This is a genomic window from Mycobacterium sp., from assembly GCF_040509115.1.
Taxonomy (GTDB): Bacteria; Actinomycetota; Actinomycetes; order Mycobacteriales; family Mycobacteriaceae; genus Mycobacterium.
Genome location: NZ_JBEVLO010000076.1, coordinates 1 through 23,461, shown reverse-complemented (window position 1 = coordinate 23,461; position 23,461 = coordinate 1). Strand labels below are relative to the sequence as shown.

Annotated in this window: 21 protein-coding genes; 9 read left to right on the top strand and 12 right to left on the bottom strand. The window is 62.8% G+C overall.

Annotation, left to right across the window (positions count from 1 at the left end):
• Positions 1-23 precede the first annotated feature (23 nt).
• The 11 genes from ABW137_RS06485 to ABW137_RS06435 all read right to left on the bottom strand — a co-directional run bounded on the left by ABW137_RS06485 (position 24) and on the right by ABW137_RS06435 (position 13,074).
• Complete coding sequence (locus ABW137_RS06485) at positions 24-530, bottom strand: sigma-70 family RNA polymerase sigma factor (protein WP_526398076.1); 507 nt, start codon at positions 528-530, stop codon at positions 24-26.
• Positions 531-1,264: 734 nt separating this feature from the next.
• Positions 1,265-3,433 (bottom strand): N,N-dimethylformamidase beta subunit family domain-containing protein, encoded by a 2,169-nt coding sequence (locus ABW137_RS06480; protein WP_526398074.1) that lies wholly within the window; start codon positions 3,431-3,433, stop codon positions 1,265-1,267.
• A 43-nt stretch (positions 3,434-3,476) separates the two neighbouring features.
• Positions 3,477-4,418, bottom strand: coding sequence for a threonine ammonia-lyase (locus ABW137_RS06475; RefSeq protein WP_526398080.1), 942 nt, complete (start codon positions 4,416-4,418; stop codon positions 3,477-3,479).
• Positions 4,419-4,438: 20 nt separating this feature from the next.
• Positions 4,439-4,963, bottom strand: coding sequence for a RidA family protein (locus ABW137_RS06470; protein ID WP_526398072.1), 525 nt, complete (start codon positions 4,961-4,963; stop codon positions 4,439-4,441).
• Positions 4,964-5,023: 60 nt separating this feature from the next.
• Positions 5,024-6,472, bottom strand: coding sequence for an aldehyde dehydrogenase family protein (locus ABW137_RS06465; RefSeq protein WP_526398070.1), 1,449 nt, complete (start codon positions 6,470-6,472; stop codon positions 5,024-5,026).
• Position 6,473: 1 nt separating this feature from the next.
• Positions 6,474-7,850 (bottom strand): glutamine synthetase family protein, encoded by a 1,377-nt coding sequence (locus ABW137_RS06460; protein ID WP_526398068.1) that lies wholly within the window; start codon positions 7,848-7,850, stop codon positions 6,474-6,476.
• Positions 7,847-8,617, bottom strand: a complete 771-nt coding sequence (locus tag ABW137_RS06455) for an SDR family NAD(P)-dependent oxidoreductase (RefSeq protein ID WP_526398066.1) — start codon at positions 8,615-8,617, stop codon at positions 7,847-7,849. Before ABW137_RS06455 ends, ABW137_RS06460 begins: the two co-directional genes overlap by 4 nt.
• Positions 8,614-9,381 (bottom strand): gamma-glutamyl-gamma-aminobutyrate hydrolase family protein, encoded by a 768-nt coding sequence (locus ABW137_RS06450; RefSeq protein ID WP_526398064.1) that lies wholly within the window; start codon positions 9,379-9,381, stop codon positions 8,614-8,616. Before ABW137_RS06450 ends, ABW137_RS06455 begins: the two co-directional genes overlap by 4 nt.
• A gap of 97 nt (positions 9,382-9,478) precedes the next feature.
• Entirely contained in the window at positions 9,479-10,492 is a 1,014-nt protein-coding gene (locus ABW137_RS06445; protein WP_526398062.1) for an ABC transporter permease, read from the bottom strand.
• The gene (locus ABW137_RS06440; protein WP_526398060.1) at positions 10,485-12,032 is read right to left on the bottom strand and encodes a sugar ABC transporter ATP-binding protein; all 1,548 of its coding nucleotides are present in this window, start codon (positions 12,030-12,032) and stop codon (positions 10,485-10,487) included. Before ABW137_RS06440 ends, ABW137_RS06445 begins: the two co-directional genes overlap by 8 nt.
• Before the next feature lie 40 nt (positions 12,033-12,072).
• Entirely contained in the window at positions 12,073-13,074 is a 1,002-nt protein-coding gene (locus tag ABW137_RS06435) for a sugar ABC transporter substrate-binding protein (protein WP_526398058.1), read from the bottom strand.
• A 164-nt stretch (positions 13,075-13,238) separates the two neighbouring features.
• Between ABW137_RS06435 and ABW137_RS06430 the strand changes: the two genes are divergently transcribed.
• Complete coding sequence (locus ABW137_RS06430; protein ID WP_526398056.1) at positions 13,239-13,958, top strand: FadR/GntR family transcriptional regulator; 720 nt, start codon at positions 13,239-13,241, stop codon at positions 13,956-13,958.
• An 86-nt stretch (positions 13,959-14,044) separates the two neighbouring features.
• On the opposite strand, the gene ABW137_RS06425 is transcribed toward ABW137_RS06430, so the two are convergent.
• Positions 14,045-14,479 carry an Lrp/AsnC family transcriptional regulator gene (locus ABW137_RS06425; protein WP_526398054.1) on the bottom strand — a complete coding sequence of 145 codons (435 nt, stop codon included), beginning with the start codon at positions 14,477-14,479 and terminating at the stop codon, positions 14,045-14,047.
• A 182-nt stretch (positions 14,480-14,661) separates the two neighbouring features.
• Between ABW137_RS06425 and ABW137_RS06420 the strand changes: the two genes are divergently transcribed.
• The 8 genes from ABW137_RS06420 to ABW137_RS06385 form a co-directional block, all read left to right on the top strand.
• Positions 14,662-15,225, top strand: a complete 564-nt coding sequence (locus ABW137_RS06420; RefSeq protein WP_526398052.1) for a hypothetical protein — start codon at positions 14,662-14,664, stop codon at positions 15,223-15,225.
• Positions 15,222-16,331 (top strand): thiamine pyrophosphate-dependent enzyme, encoded by a 1,110-nt coding sequence (locus ABW137_RS06415; RefSeq protein ID WP_526398050.1) that lies wholly within the window; start codon positions 15,222-15,224, stop codon positions 16,329-16,331. The genes ABW137_RS06420 and ABW137_RS06415 overlap by 4 nt, the downstream gene beginning before the upstream one ends.
• 8 nt (positions 16,332-16,339) lie before the next feature.
• Positions 16,340-17,344: an alpha-ketoacid dehydrogenase subunit beta gene (locus tag ABW137_RS06410; RefSeq protein WP_526398048.1), complete on the top strand. Its 1,005-nt coding sequence runs from the start codon at positions 16,340-16,342 to the stop codon at positions 17,342-17,344.
• Positions 17,345-17,372: 28 nt separating this feature from the next.
• Positions 17,373-18,671 carry a 2-oxo acid dehydrogenase subunit E2 gene (locus ABW137_RS06405; RefSeq protein ID WP_526398047.1) on the top strand — a complete coding sequence of 433 codons (1,299 nt, stop codon included), beginning with the start codon at positions 17,373-17,375 and terminating at the stop codon, positions 18,669-18,671.
• A gap of 31 nt (positions 18,672-18,702) precedes the next feature.
• Complete coding sequence (gene lpdA / locus ABW137_RS06400) at positions 18,703-20,127, top strand: dihydrolipoyl dehydrogenase (protein WP_526398045.1); 1,425 nt, start codon at positions 18,703-18,705, stop codon at positions 20,125-20,127.
• 102 nt (positions 20,128-20,229) lie between these two features.
• Positions 20,230-20,934, top strand: a complete 705-nt coding sequence (locus ABW137_RS06395; RefSeq protein ID WP_526398043.1) for an SDR family NAD(P)-dependent oxidoreductase — start codon at positions 20,230-20,232, stop codon at positions 20,932-20,934.
• 337 nt (positions 20,935-21,271) lie between these two features.
• The gene (locus tag ABW137_RS06390) at positions 21,272-21,658 is read left to right on the top strand and encodes a hypothetical protein (protein WP_526398041.1); all 387 of its coding nucleotides are present in this window, start codon (positions 21,272-21,274) and stop codon (positions 21,656-21,658) included.
• A gap of 972 nt (positions 21,659-22,630) precedes the next feature.
• The coding region (locus tag ABW137_RS06385; protein ID WP_526398078.1) for a nitronate monooxygenase at positions 22,631-23,461 on the top strand (831 nt) is incomplete at its 3' end.

Genomic DNA, 23,461 nt, shown 5'->3' with positions numbered 1-23,461 from the left:
CTAGACCCGCAGTAACGAATGGCTCACGGACGATCACCACTGTTGACCAGCCTTTCGCGCACGGGAGTTCGCCCCCGGTGCAGTCGCGAACCCACGATGCCGACCGGAATGCCGAGGAGACTGGCGATCTCGGTGTTGCGATAGCCCTCGATGTCGGCGTAGTAGATGACTTCCCGCAGATCGGCGGGCAGTGTCAGCAGCACCGACTCCGCCTCGCCGGGCTGCTCCTTCATGGTTTCCGCCTCGGCGGAGCTCAAACTGCTGGGGCCTTGCGCTGCATACTCCTGCAGTTGTGAATCGGTGATTTCCGCGCTGAGCTGCTCCGGTGGGCGACGCTGGGACGAGCGGTATCCGTCAACCCACGTGTTTTGCATGATCCGGTAGAGCCCGGACTTGAGATTGGTCCCCTCCCGGAAATTGGCGAAGGACAGATACGCCCTTAGCAGAGTCTGTTGCACCAGGTCTTCAGCGTCGGCATGTCGGCGGGTGAGACCCCGCGCACGATGCAATAGGTGCTCGCCATGGGCCACCGCTTCGCGAACGAATCGCTCATTGGTCCGGCCGTCGACACGAGCCTCATCCCATCCAGGACAGGGCCGGTGATCCAGGGGGCGACGGCCCCGCCGGGAGAGGTTGTTTGCATCCCTTCGTACCGCCTCGGTCTCCCACGGGGGTGTCGAGGCGCTCTGCGGTGTGGAATCTCGTCATGATGTTTCTTGCTTTGATTGCGGCCAGGGTTGGCCCCTCGAACCCATCGGCATGTCCACCGAAACCGGTACCCGTCGACGAACGGTGCAGCGCCTTTGCCGACCTTCGCGTCGCGCTCGACGTCGGCCGTCGCACAGGGCGTTTGAGAATGACTGGGGCCCACCGTGTGACACCACCAATCGTGTCCGGCGGGTCACCTGCACCTCATGGAGAGCGTCAGGTGATTACTGGAGAACAGCCGTAGAACGTCCCTGCGGTGTCCGAGCCGGGCCACCGCAGACGCTGCGACCGTCGAAGTCTTCGGTGTCATGTCACTGACGCTTCATGTGACTGAACCCACCCGTCGTGGCCCCGGCAACATGTACGTCGACACCGGCAAATACGTTGGTGGAGTCCTTGATTGGGCTATTCGGCACCGCCACCATCTCGGAGTCCCGAACAAGCGCGCGACCACTGGGCGCCGCGGATGGATACGCGCTCGATCGACCCTCCGCTGCGACTGGCAGGCGGATGCCCCGCTATGGACGATCAAGCCGCGTCGTTTGCCTCAAGGCGTTCACTGCGACTTGCGGTTGACGAAGGCTGTGAGAACGTTGTTGGTTAGCGCAGCAATGTTGTTGTCGAAGTCATTCCAGGCAATTGCGCCGGCGTAGCCAATCGAACTGGCAGAGAACACTTCCCCGCCCCCATGAATGGGGATGTACACCATGTCGGCACGCACGATGTCCGGCATGTTCGGGCCGTCCTGGTTTGGCCTCGGAATAAGCGTCTCTTCGTTGACGGCGACGTATTCAGGCCCGAAACCCGTTGCCGAGGCCAACACCACCGTCTGAGGCGGTGACCCATACACGGGGTTGAAGCGATCACACTCATCGCCGGCGGCACCGCCCAGAATGTAACCGAAATCGCCGATCAGGTCCTCGTCGATACCCTCGAAGAAGACACTGGCTGGACCGGTGTAACTCTCCGGAGTTCGGCGAAAACCCTGCGCCTTCGACCATCCCTCGGTAGCGAACGCCACCCCCGCGAGGCGGTTGGGGCTACGACCACGAAAGCGCCAGATTCCTCCTGGCTCACCGGTATGCACGTGGTTGCGCTCCCCCACCGGTGCATCCCAGGCGCGCAGCGCGGCATTGTCGCGTCTGACCTCGATCCGCCAGGGTCGAGCTGGGTCATGCGTCGTGACCCAGTAGAAGCCGTTCCCGCCCAAATACATCAGCTTGCCACCGGTACGCAGGTGGTCTTCCAATGCGGTCAGTGCGACGTTGGTCCAGTACTCCGGGTGCGAACCCGTGACTACGACGTCGTACCGTGACAAGAAATCACTGCCGTGCAAGTGGAGATCTTCGTCGGTAGCCACGTGATAGGTGAACGGTGAACGCTCCAACCACTCCAGGAGGAGCAGATCCACGGCGAAGTGCCGGTAAGTGCCGGTGAGCCAGTTCGGATGCTGCGGACGTACATTGACCAAGGGACGTCGGCGACTGCTGTACCGCACGGGGGTACCGTCCGTGTGCACGTCGTAGCACGACTTGCCGAACGACAGGTGGTCGTGGAGGTACTGCTCGTCCTCGGACACCACCTTTTCGTGGCCCATCAAGTCGTTGAGCTCACCGGCGGCAAGCCGATCGTTGGCGTATGCCAGGTACGTGTTGGTCGGAAAGATCAGTAGCACATCGGCTTTGGATTCCTGGCCGCGGACGAACAAGGGGTAGTGATCGACGTCTCCCTCAGCCTCGAGCCGCACCGCGTACACACCGCCGACGATGTCGTCGGGCAGCGAGAACTCCAGGTCGTACTCCCAGTTGGCGTCGATCATGGCGTCGTCGTGAAACTGAATGGCAGCATACTGGTCCGGTGCCGTCGTGAACGCGTCGACCAAGCCGGTCCAGTTGTGTCCGGTCACCGCCCGCTCTGCGCCGTTGTGCGCAGTTCCAAGGGGAGCGCGCTCTGACGTTTCATGAATGGCATCGCCGACCGGCTCTCTGGTGAGATCCCAGGCAAGATCGGCCACCTGCGCAAGGCTGCCGTCATGAAGTCGACCGATCTCCTCGGCGCTCAGCGTTCGCCAAAAGATCGACGGGCTGTCGATTTTGCCGTTGTAGGCGTTGAGCGGCGAGCCACTCTCGTCCACCGCACCGGCGGCGAGGAGTAACAGTTCGCTGCCGTGGCCCGCACTACCGAGTATCTCGACCTCGGTCGATTGATGTCGTTCAGACCGGGGCAGTCCCGAGATCTGGACCAAGCTCACGGCTGCGGTCGTCGAGTCGGTGTCAGCGCTGACCTGAACTGACAACGAGTACCAGGTCCTGGGTTCGACCCGCAGGTCGAGGTCGAACTCGCGATCGCCGTCGACCAGGTGGACGCGATTGTCGGAGATCGAAACGCCTAACCGACCATCATCACCGGGCAGCATCCAAATGACTTGGCTGCCCGTCCATTCGGGGACAGTCGACCAGAACCAGAGGTGGACGGCATAGTCACGTGGGACGCCCGCTCCGAGTGGCAGCGACGCGTACGACCCGACGGCGGTGGGCTGCACACGACCTGGTATCGCCACGTCCAACCCCGGGACGGGGTGCGCGAACGACTCACTGTCGCGGTTGGGACCCGAGGTGAGTCTTTCGAGACTGGCGTGCACCGTGGGATGCGTCGTGCTGACGGCCATTCGAACGACATCGCCCGGCTGCCGCGACCATTCCTCGAAGTAAGCCTGAATTCTCACCGGAATGTCCTTCCGTTGCTCACGGCGTGAGGTGTCTTGGCGCTCAATTCCATCGCATACCTTCCAGCTGCCGCAAGTCAAGATTCCCACCGCTCAGGACACACGCGACCCGGCACCCCGGCGGCATGTCGATGAGACCCTGCAGCAATGCGCCCACGGGTGCGGCGGCGGCGCCCTCGACGACGACCTTCGCGTGCGACATCACCCATACGAGTGCCTCGAAGATCTGCGAATCGGGCAGAGTCACGATGTCATCGACGAGGTCTCGGACAATGCTGAAGTTGTTCTGCCCCACTCGTTGGACGCGCAATCCGTCGATGATCGTATTGATGTCCTGGTATCGGCGGACGGTTCCATCGGTGAGCGATCTCTGCATCGCGGGGCCATCGGAGGATTCCACGCCGATGATCTTCGACTCGGGTCTGAAGGCCTTCAGCGCTGACGAGACGCCAGATATTAGCCCTCCGCCGCCGATGGGCACGACGACTGCGTCGACGTCCGGAAAGTCGTCGATGATCTCCATGCCGAGGGAGCCTTGGCCTGCGATCAGGTCGAGGTCATCGAACGGGTGGATGTAGGTCAGCCCTTCTGATTCCACCAGCTCGAGTGCCTTGTCATTGGCCTCATCCCAGATGCTGCCGTGAAGGACTACTTCTGCGCCGTAGCTCTTCGTCGCCGCGATCTTCGACGGGGTGGCATTCTGGGCCATGACGACGACGGCGCGGACGTCGTTGATCCTGGCGGCGAGCGCGACACCCTGAGAGTGGTTCCCGGCCGAGGAGCAAATCACCCCCCGCGCACGCTGGTCGGGTGTCATTTGGGCGATTTTGTTGAGAGGTCCGCGGAACTTGTATGAACCAGTCCGTTGGAAACACTCGGCCTTGAGTCGGACGTCGTACCCGGTGGCTTCGCTGAGCAGTCGCGAGGTCAGTAACGGCGTGTGATAGGCGTGTTGCGACACGTGCTTTCGTGCGGTGAGGAGCATTTCCGGCGTCACGAGATTGTTCATTGATCGGCCCTTCGAGTGTCGGGGGGTGAGGGATTCGGGACGGCGAGCGTCAGGGAGACTTCAACGGGACTGTTGAACGGCAGCACAGGAGTCGCCACGGCGGCTCGAGCGTGCAGACCTGCGTCTCCGAGAACGTCGGTGAGGAGTCGACTCGCGCCGTCCGCCACCAAGTGCTGCTCGAAGAAATCGTTGGTGCTCGCGACGAATACCGTCATCTGGGCAACTCGAACCTCGTCCAAACCACCGAGAGCCTGCTCTGCTACGGCGAGCGCGTTCAGTGCTGCCGTCCTGGCCAGGTCTCGGCCCAACTGCACGTCCACCTCAGCCCCCAGCCGACCGGTAGACGGCAGCACGCCCTCCACGAAGGGCAGCTGGCCTGCGATGAAGACGAGGTCACCACAGACGTTCGCGGCGATGTATTGAGCTGCCGGAGATGGCGGGGTGGGAAGCGAGATGTTTCGTGCGGCAAGGCGTTCGCGATAGGTCGAGCCGACCGTCGCGGGTCTTGCGCTGTCGTTCATAAGTCTTCAGTCCTTCGGGCTAGCAGCGTGTCTTCGTTTCGGCTTGCAGCGTTCGGATCGTCAGATCGGAGCGTCGACGAGGTCCTGGCCGACGATCTGCTTGCCGGCGTAGAAGTCGAGTACGTCGGCGTCGCCGTGACCGCCGAGTCCGCTGCCTCCGAAGAAACTTTGGGCAGACTCCGGTGACATGTCCAAGAGGCTGGTGCCGTTTATCTTGACTTCACCGGCCTCGATCCGACCTCCAACGGAGAGGGCATGGTCGACGTCCTCACCGAACACGTAGGCCGCCAAGCCGTGCGAGCCGGCGTTCGAGGAAGCGATGGCTTCGGCCTCCTGGCCGAAGGGCTCGACGGTGATCATGGGTCCGAAGACCTCGCCGGGCATCTCGACGAACGAGTGTGACGCCACCGTAGGAGCGAAGAACCACCCCACCCCCGGTACCGTGGCGCTCGTTCCTACCGTCACCCCCTGGTCGACGAGTTGCTGACGCTGCGCAACGAGTTCGTCCCTGCGCTGGCGGTAGGCCATCGGCCCGACCTCGGTGGCCTCGTCCAGACTCGAGCCGAGGCGCACATCGTTCAAGCGCCGGGTCAGTTCGTCGACGAAATCTGCGAACAGCGGCTCTTCGATGAAGACCCGACGTGGCGCTTCGCACCACTGACCGTTCAGCTTCGTCATGCCCTTCGCGACCGCGTCGACTGTCCGCTCGACATCGGCGTCTGCCAAGACGATCGCAGGGTTGTTCGAACTCAGCTCCAACCTGAGCTTGGTGAGGTTGTGTGCGCTCGCTTTCGCGATGAGTTGCCCGGTCGCCGTCGACCCGGTCATCGAGATGGCCTTGATCCGCGGATCAGCGCAGATTTGGTTACCCGCTTCTCCATCCCCGAGCACCAGCGAGAAGACACCGTCGGGAAAACCTGCCTCGGCGACGGCCTGCGCCACCAGTTCTGAACTGCACGGCGAGAACGGAGAGGGCTTGAGGACGACGGGGGCGCCTGCCACGAGCGCGTAGGCCATCTTCTTGACTGCAACCGCCGAAGGCGCATTCCACGGCGCGATCAGCGCCGTGGGGCCCCACGCGAGCCGGCGAAGTTCGACGGGACCTTGGGAGGCATTGAGATCGACTGGACGCGCCCTGGCGTCGGCAAGTTGAACTGCGGTGCGGATCGTGTCACCGAGACTTGAAGCGAAGAGCTTTGTCTCGGTGAGGGTTACACCGCTGTTGAGAGAATCCAGCAGCGCGATGTCAGATTGTCGCTCGTCGAGCAGGGCGGCCAGCTCAAGCAAGTACGGGATTCGGCCGTCGACCCCGATCGAGTGCCAACTTCGTGACTCGTGCACACTCCACGCGGAGGCGAGTGCGCGGTCGATCTGCTCTGGTGATGAGAATGCGTACTGAGTCAGTACCTCACCAGTATTCGGGTCGTAGAGGGTTTCCGTTCTGGCTGAGCCAGACGGTTCGCTCGAGCCTCCGACCCATGTCGTTGACGGTGGGATGGCAATGTCCATATCAGATCCTGTCGAAGTAACGCTTGAGGTCCCAGTCGCTCACAGTTCTCATGAACGTCGTCCATTCGTGTTCCAGCAGAATTCGAATGTGTTCGACGACAGCCGGGCCGAACTCATCCGAGGCGAACCCCGAAGCAGCGAACGCCTTGGCAGCATCGCCCAAATGCAGTGGTAGATCGGGATCTATCGCCGAGTCATATCCGTTACCCGCCGTCATGGTGGGCGGGACCAAACCCTGATCGATGCCGAGGCGGGCCGAGGCGAGCAGCGCCGACAGGGTCAGGTAGGGATTCGTATCGGCACCCGCGAGGCGAAACTCGAATCGCAGGTCCTGGGCGCTTTGCCCGACAATACGAACGGACGTCGTGCGATTGTCCATCCCCCAGGTGCGTCCCCAACCGGCAGCATCGCTGGTGTTGGCTCGACGGTAGGAGTTGACGGTTGGCGCGTACCACGCCATGAAGGTCGGGATTTCCTGGAGCACGCCTCCGATCGCGTGGAGCATCCTGTCGCTGATCCCCGATTCTGCGGCTTCGTCCCAGAACGCCGGCGCACCGCTGTGGTCGAGTGCCGAGAAGTGCACGTGACAGGACGATCCGGGCTGTCCGTCGTTGATCGGCTTCGCCATGAACGTCACGCTCAGACCGGCCGCTACCGCGCTGTCTCGGACGGCCAGCTTGTAGATTGCGTGGCGGTCCGCCATTTCCAAGGGATCGCCATATCGGAAGGTCATCTCCCACTGTCCGGTCCCCCACTCCGACTGTGCCGCTTCCATGTCGATCCCGGAGTCCTGCAGATCCTTCCGCAGCTTCCGAAAGAACGGCTCGAAGATGCTGCCCTCGTGGATCATGAAGTCCGCGGGCACGACTGTCGTCGGCTCCAAGTTCTGGAAGCCGCTCTTCCTGAGTTCGCGCGGATCGTTGCGAAAGAGGTAGAACTCCAGCTCGGTCCCCATCTTCGGATGGAGCCCCAGCGCCTCGAACCGCTCGATCTGTTGGCGGAGAATCGTTCTCGGAGAGAGCGGCAGAAATTCTTGCCGCTTCCCATCCCACGGGTCTGCTAAGCAGATGGCGGTCCCGTCCAGCCAGGCCGCGGTCCTCAGGGTCGTCAGGTCCGGTTTGAACGTGACGTCGGGAAGTCCGTTGTGCATGCCGCACAGCGGGAACACGTTCTTCTCGATCAGGGAGAAGTCCTGATCGAGATCCCAGGCGTAGACGCAGGTGCAGACCTCAACACCCTGCCGCACGATCCGTGGAAACGACTCCGCGGGTACACGCCGGCCGACGAGGCGGCCTTGCAAGTCGGGTGAAGCGACGACCACTGTGTGGTAACCCCGCTCGACCAGCGAGTCGGGATCGAGTAAGTATTCGGCCTTCACCGAGTCAGCCACCCTCCGTCTACTGGCAGTTGAATGCCATCGATGAACGACGCATCGTCGGATAGTAGGAAGGAGACGGCGCTCGCGATGTCGTCGGGCCTGCCAACACGCGGGATGAGCAGTCGCTGCTTCATGGATTCGAGGCCCGCCTCCGAGGTCACCAACTCGTAGTCGAAGAAGTCGGTGGCGATGGGACCTGGTGCGACACAGTTCACTCTGATGTTGTCGGGAGCGAGCTCGATGGCCATGGCCTTCGTCAGGTTGGGGACGCCCCCCTTGCTCGCGTTGTAGTGCGGTTGCGTCGTCACACCCGAAGTAACGACGACGACTGATTCGATGGTGGAGAGATTCACGATGGCTCCACCACCTGACTTGGCAATGAGTGGAGCCGCAGTCTGCGCCACCAGGAACTGGCCCTTGAGATTGACGTCGAGCACCAAATCCCAGGCTTCGTCGGTCAGGTCGTGGAACGAATGAGGTGTTACCAAACCAGCATTGTTGACCAGCAAATGCAAGGCGCCCCAGGCCGATTCGGTTGCTTCGACCGCCGCTCGGATCGCGGGTCGATCCCGAACGTCGACAACTGCCGACAGGGCACTCCCACCGTCATTCGTGATCTCTTCCGCAGTCTCCTTGGCAAGTCCCGGGTCGATGTCCGTCACCATGACCTTGGCGCCCTCACGCGCAAGACGACGCGCGATTTCCTTGCCGATTCCGGATCCTGCCCCGGTGACGAAAGCTACCTTTCCTTCGTGGCGTGTGCTCACGCTGCACCCTCCTTCATGTTGTCGTGTTGATCACTAGCACTAGCACTGGCACTGGCACTGACGAGCCAATGGAATATGGGGTCGTCGAGGAAGACTTCCGGATGCCACTGAACACCCACTACGGGTCTGTCGGCGACCTCGTAGCACTCCACGACGCCGTCGGCTGCACGTCCCGTCACGACGACACCGCGACCTGGCTCCAATACTGCTTGGTGGTGAAAGGAATTGACGCGCGCGCTTGGCCCGTATAGCTGCTCGGCAAGCGAATTGGGTTCGAAGTTCACCATATGCGTCCGATGAGCCCGAGGATACGCATATGACGAATGCGACTCGCCTTCACCAACGGGCAGGTGCGCCACCAGCGTTCCGCCCAAGACGACGTTTATCAGTTGCGCCCCGCGACAAATCCCCAGGATCGGCATGTCGAAATCCAAGGCCCGCCGCAGAAGGGCCACTTCGAACTGGTCGCGCACGGGCTCCAGGAAGCTCGACATGGGGCCTGGCGCCGAACCATACAGGCGCGGGTCCACGTCGGCGCCTCCCACGAAGACCAGGCCGTCGACGACCTCGAGAATATCGGCCGGATCGACTCCGAGCGGCAGATGCAAGGGGGTACCGCCGGCCTTCACGATCGAGTCCGCATACTCGGTCATGTAGGCATCCACCCCGGCATCCCAGAAGCCTTGTGGCAAACCAGCAGTCTCTGCTTTGAATCTACGTCCCGTGAGCCCGATTCTGGGCTTACGGTTGTGCATCGTCGTCATACGTCACCCATCTCTGACACCGTGAAAGGACAATGGACGGTTCATCACTCGAATGGACGCGTCCCGCGACGAGCCATGTCGGTGATCAGGCATTCGACTAGAGGGCCTTGCGGACCCAATAGCGGATGCCTTCTAGCGTGGCGGCCAACACCAGGACTGCACCCGTGAGGATGCCGCTGACCTCGGGACCAACATTCGTCAACGTCATCCCGTTGGCCAGGATGCCGATGAGCCACACCCCGAGGACGACGCGCCAAATCGTTCCGCGCCCGCCGGTGAACGGCACGGCACCCAGCAGAACTGCGGTCAGAACGGTCACCTCGAATCCAGAGCCCAACGTGCCGCTGGGGGCACTGTCCAGTCGAGCGACGGTGAGGAGGCCGGCCACTGCTGCCAGCACGCCCACCACGAGATAGAGCCCAAATATCAAGCGGCCAACCGAGATTCCCAGTAGGAATGCAGCGCGTTGATTGACCCCAACGGCGATGACGTGTCGTCCGAAGGGAAACCAATTCAACAGGGCCATGGCGACCAGCACGACGACGACTGCGATCACGACCAAGTAGGAAACACCGAAAAGCGTTCCCGAGCCGAAATGCGATATTGATTCCGGGAAACCGAAGACCGATCCAGGGGCCAGGTATTGGGCCAATCCACGGCCCGCGGCCAGCATGCCCAAGGTCACGACGATCGGAGACAGTTTGAAGATCCCGATCAGGAAGCCGTTGAACGCTCCCGCCACGGCACCTACACCCAGACCTACCAGCAATCCGGGTATCGCGCCGTGCGATTGGAAGACGAGGCCCGCGCTGACCCCGGCAACCGCCATCACGGAGCCGACCGACAGATCCACGAATCCCGCCATCAGCAGGAGTGCCGCACCGGCTGCCACGACCATGGTCGGTGCGATCTGAACCGCTACGACCAAGAGGTTCTCAGTCGTCAGGAACACCGGCCGCACAATCGCGAAGTAGACCATCAATGCGACCGTGGCTATCGGCATGACGGCATCGATCGCCATCAACAGGTACCGAGAGGACTCAGGAGATAGTCGTGGGGCCTTCAGCTTCTGCGTGATCGGCTCTTCGACGAGCGCGGTTGCGCTAGGCATGGATCACACCTCTCTTCTGTGTGTCGGGGGAGGCGTCGCCTTCGGAATGAGCGAGCGCCACTAGTTCGCGTTCGTCCACCGGTGAGGACAGCTCACCGGCGACCGTCCCTTCGACGAGCACGACGATTCGGTCGGCCAAGGCCATGATTTCCTCCGGGTCGCTCGAAACGAACAGGACAGCCTTCGATTCCAGCTGCGCGAATGACCTGAGCAGTTGATAGATCTCTCCACGCGCTCCCACGTCGACCCCTTGGGTTGGCTCGTCCAGGATCATCAAACTCGCCGTTCCCAGTTCGCCCAACCACCGCCCCAAGGCCAACTTCTGCGCATTGCCCCCCGAAAACGAATCAGCCTCCAGGTCGGCACGCGACGGCTGCAATCCCACCAGATCGGCGATGTCGCGGAAGATGTTTGCCTCACGAGTGCGCCGCCTCATCGGCCGACTAAGGGATCGAAAATGTGGCATCAGCAGATTTTCGCTGGCCGTCATCGACCCGAACAACGACTGCGCCTTGCGATCAGAGGCCACGAATACGACGCCAGCACGTCGCGCGGCCGACGGAGACGCAAAGGGGCCCTGTCGCCCGAGGATGGAGTACGAACCGGTGCCGCGACGTATTCCTGCGAGGCCCTCGGCCAGGTTGGTTCGTCCAGACCCCAGCAATCCGAAGATGCCCACGATTTCGCCAGAGCGCACCTCGAGATCCACCGGATCGCGCCCACCGACGACGAAGTCGGAGACTTCGAGCAGAGCGGTCGAAGGTGCCGACCGAGAGGGCCTTTCAGCCGTTTCTGACCGCTTCGGTTCCGCGTCTTGCGTACTGGATATAGCCGCGACCAGCGAGGCCAAGTCGACGTCTGTCGTCGTTCGCGTCCACAGCACGTCGCCGTCCCGCAACACGGTGACTTTGTCCGAGACGGCCAACACTTCGCGCAGGAGGTGCGTGACGTACACGACCGCGATCCCGCTTTGCGTCGCGAGCCGCCGAACCAAGTCCAGCAGCAGTTCCGCCTCATCGCCGCTGAGGGCTGCCGTGGGCTCGTCGAGTATCAATAGCGAGGGTTGGTGACGAAGGGCCTTGGCGATCTCCACCAACTGCCGCTCCCCCACGGTCAGTGAGCCGACCCGGGCCTCGGGGTCGAAGGTGGCACCGACCAGTTCGAGCACGCGGGTGGTTTCCGACCGCTGCTCAGCCTTGCGGATCACGCCGCCGGCACGGACGGACTCGCCACCGAGGAAGATGTTGTCGGCTACCGAGAGGTCGTCAATCAGCTGGAAGTGCTGGTAGATGATCGCCGTTCCCGCATCGAACGCCATCTGTGGGCTGAATCCCGTGTACGTGCGTCCGCCGATGACGATCTCGCCCGAGTCCGGCTTGGCTGCACCACTCAGGCAGCCCAGGAGCGTGGACTTGCCTGCACCGTTGGGCCCCAGAAGCGCATGGACCTCGCCGGCGGTGAAATCGAGATCGACACCTCGCAGAACCTCATTCGTGCCGAAGGCCTTGCGCAGGCTCCTGATCGAAACCGCGATACTCACACCACATCTCGATTCTCTCGTCGTTGCGTTACGTCGATCGCTATCCGGCGCTCATCTGCTCAATCAGTTCGTCGAGCTTCTTCGGATCCTTCAAGGTGGCTGGCACGATTGGGGCTTCGGTCGAGGTTTCGCCGGTGCCGTTCACGGCGTTGATGGGGTTCTGCACGACGGCGTGGGCGAGTTCGGGCATGTCGATGGCGGCCGATATGCGGTATGCGCCACCGGCTTTAACTGCCTTGAGAGCCTCGAGGCTGCCGTCCTGCCCTCCGATGAAGACCTCCGACGGGTCGATCCCCGCGTTGGCGAACGCCTTGGCCGCACCCAGGGCGGCATCGTCGTTCATACCGACGAACACCCGCAGGTTGGGATGCTGGCGCAGCAACGTCTCAGCAATCTGCAGACCGCACGTTTCGTCGCCACAGTCCTGTTCCGAGACGATCTCCACTCCGGCACCGTTGATCGCCTTGATCGGCTCCTTCCAGCGTCCTGCGACGTCCGGCAACGGCGACAGCGTGGTGACTGCGGCAACCACTTTCCCGGCGAGATTTCTCTCCTTGATGAACTCGGCCGCGGCGTCGCCAACCGCCTTCCCGGCCGCCGCGTTGTTGAAGCCCGTGAAGCCGTCCGTTCCCTCTCCAGGAGCCGCATAGGTGAGCCACTTGATCCCCTTGGCCTGCGCACTCTTCTTGAGATTCTCCAACGACGACGCGTCGACCGGCAGGACGACGATGGCGTCGACACGCTGGGTCACCCACGTTTCCAGGGCGGCCCGCTGCGACTGCAGGTCGTTGGCCTGGGTGTTGTCCATGAGCACCGAGACGCAACCGATCTTCTCGGCTTGCTCTTCTACTTGCTTCTTCAGCGTCTTGACGAAGGCGGCTTCACCAACGGGATGACTGAAGCCAATCGTGTATTCGCGTTTACATTCGGCGCCCGAGGCATCGGTGCCGGGGGACGACGCGCACGCGCTCACCAATGAGGCAGCCACTCCCACCACCGCTCCGACGGCTCCAAGACGTCGTGCAATTTCGAGCCTGCGCATTGTTGTCTCCTCCGGATGTCTGGATGGTCGTGGTGGCCGTGTCCATGTGTTGGTCCGCTTGGACGACTACATAGACCATTCTGATGTGGCGACCATAACAGCAATTGGCCCAGATGTCGGTCCAAGCACCCAAAAAGTTTCTGTGCGTCATTTACGCTTGCAGGATGACCGAGACCTCGAGCAAACCCACCGTCAGCCACTTGAGGCCGGACCGACCCATCTCCGGCTACGCCGACGTGGTCGACTTCATTCGCCGTCAGATCTCGCTGGGGCGCCTCGTTCCGGGAGACCGCCTACCATCCGAGCGCAGGCTCGCAGTCGAGCTCGGCGTCGCGAGGGAGACCCTTCGACAAGGCTTGCGGGTGTTGGAGGGAAGCGGACAGATCACCGTTACGCGCGGCACTACCGGTGGAGCCACCGTCCAGGACAACAGCCTGGCCCCCGAAATCGCGATACACGAGCTTCGGCAACGGCGGGAGAGTCTTCTCAGCCTCGCGGAATACCGCCGCGAGATCGAGAGCATCGCTGCGCGCATCGCCGCCACGCGCCGTACCCAAGCCGATCTTCACGAGATGGACTCGGCGCAGCTCGCGCTCGAGGACGCGCCCAATAAGGACGAAGCGCGCCGGGCGGACACCGCATTTCATCTCGCAGTCGCACGCGCAGCGGGGAATCCCTACCTCACGGCCGCGATCGAGGATGCCCGCGCGGCCATGTTCCAGCCAGTCGACCTTGCCCTGAATTTCTTCAAGGAAGCGAGCCTCTCGCAGCACGAGCTCGTCCTGCAGGGCATCCGCGCCGAAGACGGCAAGGCCGCAGGTACGGCCATGTGGGATCACATCGAGTGCACACGCACCGAGATGCAACGAATGATCGACGGGTAGCGCGGCCACGACGACCTCGGTCGTTGGCAGGCCCGTCCTGAATCCGCGGCGCCGACGGCCAAACTCCCGCGGAGGGCATCTTCCCGCTAACCCCTCCGTGACCAGGAGTTGAGTACGACCAAAGTCTTTGTCCCGGTGAACCTGCCGTTGGTTCGGAGCAGGTTGACCACGCGTTGCAGATCGTGGATGTTGGCTGCCCGGACCCGCGCGATGGCGTCGGGATCGCCGGCAAGCGTGAGGACTTCGATCACCTCGGGAATGTCTTCGGCGAACGCGAGGATCATCTCGAGTTCGAGGTTGCCTCCCACCCGTAACTCCACCACCGCCTCGAGTTCGGAGTCCATCTTTGCCGTGTCGACTCGAATCGTGTAGCCCGCGATGACTCCGACCCGTTCGAGCCGGTCGATACGTCTCTTCACTGGAGCCACCGTCAGACCTACCCGGTCGGCGATGTTGCGCACGGTTCGACGACCATCCTCGCGCAGAAGGCGGACGATGTCGCGGTCGATGTCGTCGAGCATGCAGCTAGATTTCACTTTATTGCGCCGTGATGCAAGTACCGAGCCCGTGCGTCGCTTCAAGCGCCTCTTAGTTGCTCCTTGAAGCGATCAGTACGTATTTTGTTGCGACCTTCGTGATCCACCGCATACCGTGAACGGAGTCTTGATCTCCCACGAATATCGATGCGGCAGAGAGGGTTCCGATGGTCGCGCACCACCTCGCCGTGCTGGCCGGGCCGGGCCGGGCCGTTCCGGGCCGAATCGCGACGATCTTGCTCCCAGTGGACATCGAGATCGTCGCGATCACCGCCACGAAGTCGCAGATCGCACCCGGCTGGTTCATCCAACTGACCGTGCATACCGCGGTACACGATCGACTGCAGCTCTTGATAGCTCGCCTCAACCGCCTGGTCGAGGTGCAGCATGTCATCGAACTCGATCGCGATGCACACCTTCGACAGTCGGTCTTCGTTACACTTCGCCCCCACGCCGCCGACCGCGAGCGTGTCCGCGAACTGCAGGTGGAGTTCACTGCCGAGACACTCGAGTCGGATGACCACGTCTTGGTGTTGCACCTCAACGCCTCCCCCGAGCGATGCGAGGCGTTCGTGGCGGCACTCGCCCCTTACCGGGTGGCCACGGTCACCGTGAGTGGCACATCCGGGGTGCACGCCCGCGATCAGGCAGTGTCCGGTCAACCGCTACATCATCGATCCGCTTCCATGACGCGATTGAACGGATGTTCCGTGAAGGAGAAAGCGCAATGACCGACCTGGCCGATCAACACACCACGACGGACGGAAGAAGCGTCAACACCGCGATGAGCCAGATCCTCGATGGCGACGGCACACTGTCCTGCGACAGCTCGGCAGTCGACCCGGCGTTGGTCCGCGAGCTATATCGAGACATGGTGCTAGCTCGCCGCTTTGACCAAGAAGCCATCCACCTTCAGCGCCAGGGCGAGCTTGGGCTATGGCTGTCGTGCCGCGGCCAGGAGGCTGCTCAGGTAGGCAGCATGCACGCACTGCGGGCCACTGATCACGTATTCCCCTCATACCGTGAACACGCGTCGGCACTGTGCCGGGGCATTACACCCGCCGAACAGCTGAGTCAGTGGCGCGGCACTGCTCACAGCAACTGGAACCCCGACGACTACAACTTCCACATCACGTCGCTCGTTCTGTCGACGCAACTGCTACATGCCACCGGCTACGCGCTGGGGGTCGCTGCCGACCGCCGCCGTGATCCTGAGATCGACGAGGTAGTGATGTGCTACTTCGGCGACGGATCGGCTAGCCAGGGCGATGCGAACGAGGCATTCAACTGGGCCGCGGTGCACGACGCTCCCATCTTGTTCTTCTGCCAGAACAATCAGTGGGCGATCTCCACCCCGTCAATCCAGCAGAGCCGCACACCGATTCACGTACGCGCGAGAGGATTCGGCCTCACCGTCACGCTCGTTGACGGAAATGACGTGCTGGCAGTGCACGCCGCGACCACCGCGGCCGCACAGCGGATCCGAAATGGCGGGCCGCCCGAACTCATCGAAGCCATCACCTACCGGATAGCCGGGCATTCGACCTCCGATGACCCAAAGCGGTATCGCGACGACGACGAACTGCACCTGTGGGAAGACCGTGATCCATTGACCCGGGTTCGCCGACTACTCGACGAAACGGGGTGGGCAGACTCCGACTACCACGCGGCGCTGGAAGCCGATGCGATCGCTCTCGCCGAACTGACGAGGGCGAGCTGCCTGGCACTCGATGCTCCGCCGCTCGAAGACAGCTTCCGTCACACCCTTGCGCAAGAAACCGCGGCGATCCGCCACGAACGCGAAGCCTTCTCGGCATGGAGGGAATCCTTCGTATGACTGCGGCAATGACCGACGCGTCCTCCGCCGTCGAAACTCTCACCATGGGCAAGGCACTCAACGTCGGCCTGCGCCAGTCCATGCTCGACGACGACTCCGTCATGATGATAGGCGAGGACATCGGTGCCCTCGGTGGAGTGTTCCGCGTCACCGAGGGGCTTCGCGCCGAATTCGGCGAGCTCCGGGTGGTGGATTCCTTGCTGGCCGAATCCGGGATCGTCGGCACTGCAATCGGTTTGGCGATGCGTGGATACCGGCCCGTGTGTGAAATCCAATTCGATGGGTTCATCTATCCCGCCTTTGATCAGATCGTTTCCCAGTTGGCCAAGATGCGGGCCCGTTCCGGTGGGAAGATCAACGTCCCCGTGACCATCCGAGTGCCCTGCGGCGGCGGGATCGGAGCGGTCGAGCACCACAGCGAATCCAATGAGGCGTACTTCTGTCACACCGCGGGCCTGCGCGTCGTGGCATGCGCCAACCCCGACGATGCGTACTGGATGATTCAGCAGGCAATTGCGTGTGACGACCCGGTCATCTTCTACGAGCCCAAACGACGTTACTGGGACAAGGCACCGGTGCACACGGGATCAACTCTGGCGCAGGCTCATCCGTTCGACCGCGCCCGCGTGGCGCGACCCGGCACGGACGCCACCGTGCTCGCGTACGGCCCGACGGTCCGAGTCGCGCTCGATGCCGCGACCGTGGCCGCCTCGGAGGGGCGGTCACTGGAGGTCATCGACCTACGCACGTTGTCCCCGTTGGACGTCGACACCATGACCGCCTCCGTCGGGAAGACCGGGCGGGCGATAGTGGTGCACGAAGCGCCGACTTTCGGCGGTCTCGGCGCGGAGGTGGCGGCCACGATCACCGAACAGTGCTTCTCACTACTTCAGGCCCCTGTGCAGCGCGTCGGCGGGTGGAACATCCCATATCCGCCTGCGCGTACCGAAGAGCTCTACCTGCCAGGAATCGATCGAGTTCTCGATGCGATCGATGTACTGGACCAGTACTGAACCCGAACGATGCGGTTGAAGGACCAAGATGACAACAGGTCAGCAGTTCCTCTTGCCCGATGTCGGCGAGGGATTAACCGAAGCCGAAATCGTCAAATGGTTGGTGGCGGTTGGCGATACGGTGGCAATAAACGAGAGCCTCGTCGAGGTTGAGACCGCCAAATCGCTCGTCGAGCTGCCCTCCCCCCACGCCGGGGTGATAATCGCCCTGCACGGCGCCGAGGGCGACACCGTTGACGTCGGGTCCGTGCTAGTCACCTTCGGCGATACGTCCCTGGAGGGTGAGACGACGGTATCGGTCCCGCCTGCGAGCCCCACGCCAATGCCTGACGACAAGTCGGAACCACGCCAGCCCGTCCTCGTGGGGTACGGTCCGAGCCGCGCCAAGGTGGAACGCAAACCCCGAGTACCGGGGTATCGGACGAGCAACGCGCCCTCCGCGCGGGCATCACGGGGGGCCAGACCATACGCCAGCCCGCCGGTGCGGCTGCGTGCCCGCGAACTCGGCGCAGACCTCGACACCGTCACTCCCACCGGATCGTACGGACAGGTCACGCGCGCCGACGTCGAAAAGGCTGCGGCAGCACGGGCAACGGCACCGAGCGACGCCGCAGCCGACACGGCAACAGCCGCTGAAACGCGTTCACCCATCAAGGGAGTCCGCAAGGCGACTGCGGCCGCGATGGTGGCATCGGCCTTTACCGCTCCCCATGTCACGGAGTGGGTGACTGTGGATGTCACGGAGACGCTGAACCTGCTCGAAGAACTCCGCAAGGACCGGGAGTTCGCCGGTGTGCGGCTCAACCCGCTAGCCCTGATCGCGCGAGCGACGCTGTCGGCGTTACGGGCGTACCCCGCGATGAACACATCCTGGGACGGCGAGGCCGCGGAGATAGTGCAGTATCGAGACGTCAACCTAGGGATCGCCGCAGCAACACCGCGAGGCCTGTTGGTGCCCAACATCAAGGCCGCCCAGTCGTTGAGCATGCGGGAGTTGTGCAACGCGCTGGACGACCTTGTGAGCACGGCGCGCGCCGGTAGCACCCAACCGGAAGCCATGGCCCGAGGTACGTTCACCATCACCAACATTGGCGTGTTCGGCATCGACGGCGGGACACCAATCCTCAACCCCGGTGAGGCAGGTATTCTCTGCGTCGGACAGATTGCCCGCCGCCCGTGGGAGTACGACGGCGAGGTCGCCCTCCGAAGCACCTGCACTCTTGCCATGTCCTTCGATCACCGGCTGGTAGACGGACAGTTGGGCAGCCAGACACTCGCTCACATCGCCCGACTGCTCGAACGTCCCTCGCTCGCCCTCGCCTTGTGACATCCGCTGCGCACCGCCCGAAAGGACGCTCGTGAACCAAAGATCGGCCGACGTCGTCGTGCTCGGAGGAGGATCCGGCGGGTACGCCTGCGCTCTTCGAGCTGCCCAACTCGGACAATCAGTCCTCCTCATCGAGCAACGCGAACTCGGCGGCACCTGCCTACACCGGGGCTGCATCCCCACCAAGGCCTTCCTACACACAGCGGAAATTGCGGACAGCGTGCGCGATGGCAACACCTTCGGTGTGCGCTCATCGCTCGCTGGTATCGACATGTCCGGGGTTCTTGCCTACAAGGGCGGGGTCGTCGACAAACTCTACAAAGGCCTCCGGGGTCTAGTCAGATCTCGGGGGATCGCGGTAGTGACTGGGACGGGAACTCTCGTGGCGCCGGACGCGATCGAGGTGGACGGCACCCGAATTTCGGGCCGAAATCTAGTACTCGCCACGGGTTCGAGTCCCAACACGATGCCAGACGTCCCCCTCAGCGCCCGAGTCGTCACCTCAGAACAGGCGCTGGAAATCAGTCACGTGCCCGAGCGCATCATCGTCCTGGGCGGTGGTGTCATCGGTGTCGAATTCGCCAGTCTCTGGCGCTCTTTCGGCGCTAGCGTGACCATCGTCGAGGCCCTGCCCCGGCTCGTCCCCAGTGAAGATCCCTTCCTCTCGTCCGGGCTCGAGCGCGCCTTGCGACGCCGCGGCATTGTGGTGCATACGAATGTACGAGTCAATGACGTCAAGGACGTCGAGGACGTCGAGGACGTCGAGGACGTCGCCGCCCACGACGGACACGGCCACGTGGTCGTCACCCTGGACTCGGGTGACGAGATGACCGCCGACTTGCTGCTCGTAGCCGTCGGACGCCGGCCCAACACTTCCGGCATGGGTTTCGACCAAGCGGGGATCCGACTCGACGGCGGCCATGTGGTGGTGAATTCCGAATTGCGGACTAGTGTTTGCAACGTCTACGCCGTCGGCGACATCGTTGCCGGCCCGCAGCTCGCTCATAGGGGTTTCCAGCAGGGCATCTTCGTGGCCGAGCACATCGCCGGTATGGGCCCGCGCCGTGTCGACGACTCAGCGATCCCCAGGGTGACCTACTGCAGTCCCGAGATCGCTTCCGTGGGGCTCACGGAAGAGGCCGCTCGCAAAGAGTACGGCGACATCGAAACCGTGACATACGATTTGGCCGGTAACGGTAAGTCACAGCTCTTGCGTACCCAGGGGGCGGTGAAGCTAGTCAAGGCCGGCGGTCGCGGAACGCCCGGTGCGGTCGTCGGCGTTCACATGATCGGAGCGCGGGTGGGCGAGATGATCGGAGAGGCACAATTGATCTGTGGCTGGGAGGCACACGCGGACGACGTGACTCCATTCATCCACGCGCATCCCACGCAGACCGAGGCGCTGGGTGAGGCACACCTCGCGTTGGCGGGGAAGGCACTCCACGCCCACGCTTGACGGCCGCCCAGGCCCCGCAGCATGTAATTAAGGAACATCAACCAAGGAGGCATCATCACCGTCGATCATCTCAGTGCGAACCTGAACGGCAAGGTCGCCATCGTGACGGGCGCCGCAAGCGGTGTCGGGCTCGCGATCGCTCGACAACTCCATGAATACGGTGTGCGTGTGGTCGCCGAGGACATAAATCCCGACGTGACGAAGTTGTTCTCAGGGGTCGACGGCATAGAGCCATTCGTCGGTGACATCGCCACCGAACGTGCAGCGACCGAGGCGGTCTCGTTGGCCAAGGATCGCTTCGGCGGGCTCGACATCTTGATCAACAATGCTGCCATCATCATCAACAAGCCCATCGTTGAGACGACGCTCGACGACTGGAACCGCATCCTGGGTGTCAACGTGACCGGTGCCTTCCTCCATACGCGCGAAGCCATGCAGGCCATGGTTCCGCAAAGACGTGGAGCCATAGTCAACATCGGCTCATACGCCTGTTTCCAGAGCTTCGCGACGATCTCGGCTTATGCCGCTTCCAAGGGAGCACTTGCACAATTGACACGCACCGCCGCCCTGGAGGGCATCGATCACGGCATTCGGGTCAACGCCATCGGTTCCGGAGACGTCGTGACGAACATCCTCGGTGATGCCAACGCGCTCGTCGAGCATGGGAAGGGTGCACCCATCAAACGTGCCGCCGATCCCGCCGAGATCGCCCATGCCGCGGCATTTCTCGCCTCGGACCTGGCGAGCTTCGCGGTCGGCGCCGTGTGGATGGTCGACGGGGGAATGAGCATCGCCATCCCGAACTGAAGCATAGGCCGATCTCTCGGCGGCCTTGTCAGATCCGCATGCAGACCGGCGCGTACCCGAACGTAGCGGCATTCGCCGTCGCTCCATTTGATGAGCGAGCGGGTGCGTGCCGGGTCGGCAGGCGCCGTTGGCCGACCTCCGTCCAGCGCTGGCGCCGATTCAAGGTGTCAGCATCGTCAGTGCCGGACCAGCTGGCTCTCGTTCTGTCAGAAGATCTCAAGAACGGTCTTCGCATTGCCGACCGGATTCGACTAGAAATGCGCCACACCGACGACGCCATATCGGTCACCGTCAGCATCGGCGTGTCTGTCATGCCGAACGTCACGGCAATGCGCCCTTGCACATCATCGGCGCCGGACTTCCCAACCTGCCTGCCGTCCTCGCTGACTCCCGGTCCTACGCCGAACGACAGTTCCTGTACTCAACCATCGGGTCCCTGTCCGATCTGGCAGCCGCCACGGCCATCGAGGACCCCATCCGCACGTCCGGCGGCGACATCACCGACGAAGCGCTCGACATCCTGGTGACGGCAAGCGCTGGGTACCCACACTTTCTCCAGGAGTACGGCAAGGCCGTGTGGAACCTCGCCGCCAGCGTCCCCCTCGACGCCGAAGACGCATTTCTCGCAGTAGAAGTCGGCCGCCGCCACCTCGACGACGGCTTCTTCCGTCACGATGGATCCGCGCCACCGACCGAGGGCGTCGGTACCTCATTGCCCAGATGATGGTGACCCGCGCGCCTGGGCTTTCATCTTTGGTGCCGCGATCGAGCTGGCTGACGTCTCCCCGATAATGGTCATCGTGATTCCAGTTCCGCAGGTCTCGCTTCATTGCACGAGTGTGATTAGTGTCGCGCGGCCTTGGCGAGTTTTTCACGCCGAAGTGTCGGTGGTTCCGGAACGGGACCGGCTTTTCCAACTCGCTACCGGCGCCTACTCGCCGTACGACCACTATCAGCGAGCGGCGCGAAACCCTTCCCCATCATCGCCTTTCACCCCGGTGGTTGACTGAGGCGATCGCTCCACGCGCAAGCGAACCCGAGTCTCGCGCCGTGTTGCGAAGTTTGGCGGTGTGCTCGACCCGCTCGGCGGGCCACCCGGAAGTGAACCCCGAAGGCGGCACTGTGCCTCGGCTTGCCGGCGTGATGCCGGTCCATTCACCGATCGCGTCTTCAGCCCATCGGGTCCACTGGACAACAGCCTCATATTGGCTCAAGAGCAGCTTGCCAGTGATCGCAACGATTGGTCAGCGGTCTGGGAATGGACCACCCGTGACTGCGTATTTCGTTGATTTGGACAGGAGTTCAGTGTCCCGCGTCTCAGCGTCGACCCGGATTTCGTGCACCACTGCACGTAGCTGAGTCACGTCGCCTGCGTCGGCGAACGCCACCTTGAGCACGGCTTCGGACTCGATGCGCATCCCGGCGGCGGTGTGTCGAACCAGTCTGCCAACGCTGCGCGTCCGAGGTCGGTGATCTCGTAGACGGTGCTGCGCTGATTGCCTGTGAAGGTGACCTGCGAGGTGGCCAGGCGGCGGACACCAGCTTCTTCGGCTCTTCATAGATCATGCTGGCCGCCCGGGGCCAAAACCAGCTGAGCGTGCGGTCCATCTGCTGAGCAAGTTCGTAAATCGTAAACGGCTGGATCGAGAGCAGCCCGAGTTTCGCGAACGACGTCGGGGTAAGCTGCTTGTCCGACATGGCGTTTGACAGTACTTCGATTCGGACTATCTTCGGTTGGGAACTCCGAATCGGAGTATATGAAAGGAAAAGACAAGCGATGCCCCACTCGTCCAGTGATCCGGTTACTGACGACGGCCATGGGCGCGCCGCGGGCGCGCCGAATGATGTCCCTGCTCTTGAGACCCGGTTGACCAAGGAGTATGGCCTCAGACATCCGTTCGTCGGAGCGGGTATGGGATTCATCGCACACGAGCAGCTAGCCGCCGCGGTCACCAATGCCGGCGGATTGGGTGTGCTGGGCGCATCCCCCGATCCTGCAGAGAGCCTAGTCGTAATGGTAGAACAACTGCGCACCTTGACTTCTGGGCCGTTCGGGGTGGACCTCATCTGCGCTGACATCGGATTCGGGCCTGCCAGCACGGACGCTCATATCGACGCGTGCGTCCAGATGGACGTACCGCTGGTCGTATTTCACCACGACCCACCGGCGGCGCGCTGGGTCAGCACGTTACGTGCTGCAGGCATACGTGTGTGGATGCAAGCCTCCTCGCCCGAACTCGCGGCCGCGGCAATTGGACTCGGCGTCAACGGGATAGTCGCCCAGGGCAGCGAGGCGGGCGGCCATGCCCGCGGACGCATCCCATTGCATGCGCTGTTACGGGCGATCCGTCACAAGTGGCCTGACCTGCTGCTGCTGGGAGCGGGCGGCATATCCGACGGGACCGTCGCAGCCGCTGCATTGCGTGCGGGCGCTGACGGAGTCTGGGTAGGCACCGCCTTGGTCGCCGCCGTGGAAGCCAACGCCCATCCCGAGTACAAGCGTCGACTCATCGATTCACCCGGTAGG

Coding starts and splice junctions, on each gene's coding strand:
- ABW137_RS06475 (WP_526398080.1), bottom strand. CDS start 4,418: ATGCTCCTCACCGCACGAAAGCACGTGTCGCAACACGCCTATCACACG.
- ABW137_RS06470 (WP_526398072.1), bottom strand. CDS start 4,963: ATGAACGACAGCGCAAGACCCGCGACGGTCGGCTCGACCTATCGCGAA.
- ABW137_RS06465 (WP_526398070.1), bottom strand. CDS start 6,472: ATGGACATTGCCATCCCACCGTCAACGACATGGGTCGGAGGCTCGAGC.
- ABW137_RS06450 (WP_526398064.1), bottom strand. CDS start 9,381: ATGACGACGATGCACAACCGTAAGCCCAGAATCGGGCTCACGGGACGT.
- ABW137_RS06445 (WP_526398062.1), bottom strand. CDS start 10,492: ATGCCTAGCGCAACCGCGCTCGTCGAAGAGCCGATCACGCAGAAGCTG.
- ABW137_RS06435 (WP_526398058.1), bottom strand. CDS start 13,074: ATGCGCAGGCTCGAAATTGCACGACGTCTTGGAGCCGTCGGAGCGGTG.
- ABW137_RS06430 (WP_526398056.1), top strand. CDS start 13,239: ATGACCGAGACCTCGAGCAAACCCACCGTCAGCCACTTGAGGCCGGAC.
- ABW137_RS06425 (WP_526398054.1), bottom strand. CDS start 14,479: ATGCTCGACGACATCGACCGCGACATCGTCCGCCTTCTGCGCGAGGAT.
- ABW137_RS06420 (WP_526398052.1), top strand. CDS start 14,662: ATGGTCGCGCACCACCTCGCCGTGCTGGCCGGGCCGGGCCGGGCCGTT.
- ABW137_RS06415 (WP_526398050.1), top strand. CDS start 15,222: ATGACCGACCTGGCCGATCAACACACCACGACGGACGGAAGAAGCGTC.
- ABW137_RS06410 (WP_526398048.1), top strand. CDS start 16,340: ATGACCGACGCGTCCTCCGCCGTCGAAACTCTCACCATGGGCAAGGCA.
- ABW137_RS06405 (WP_526398047.1), top strand. CDS start 17,373: ATGACAACAGGTCAGCAGTTCCTCTTGCCCGATGTCGGCGAGGGATTA.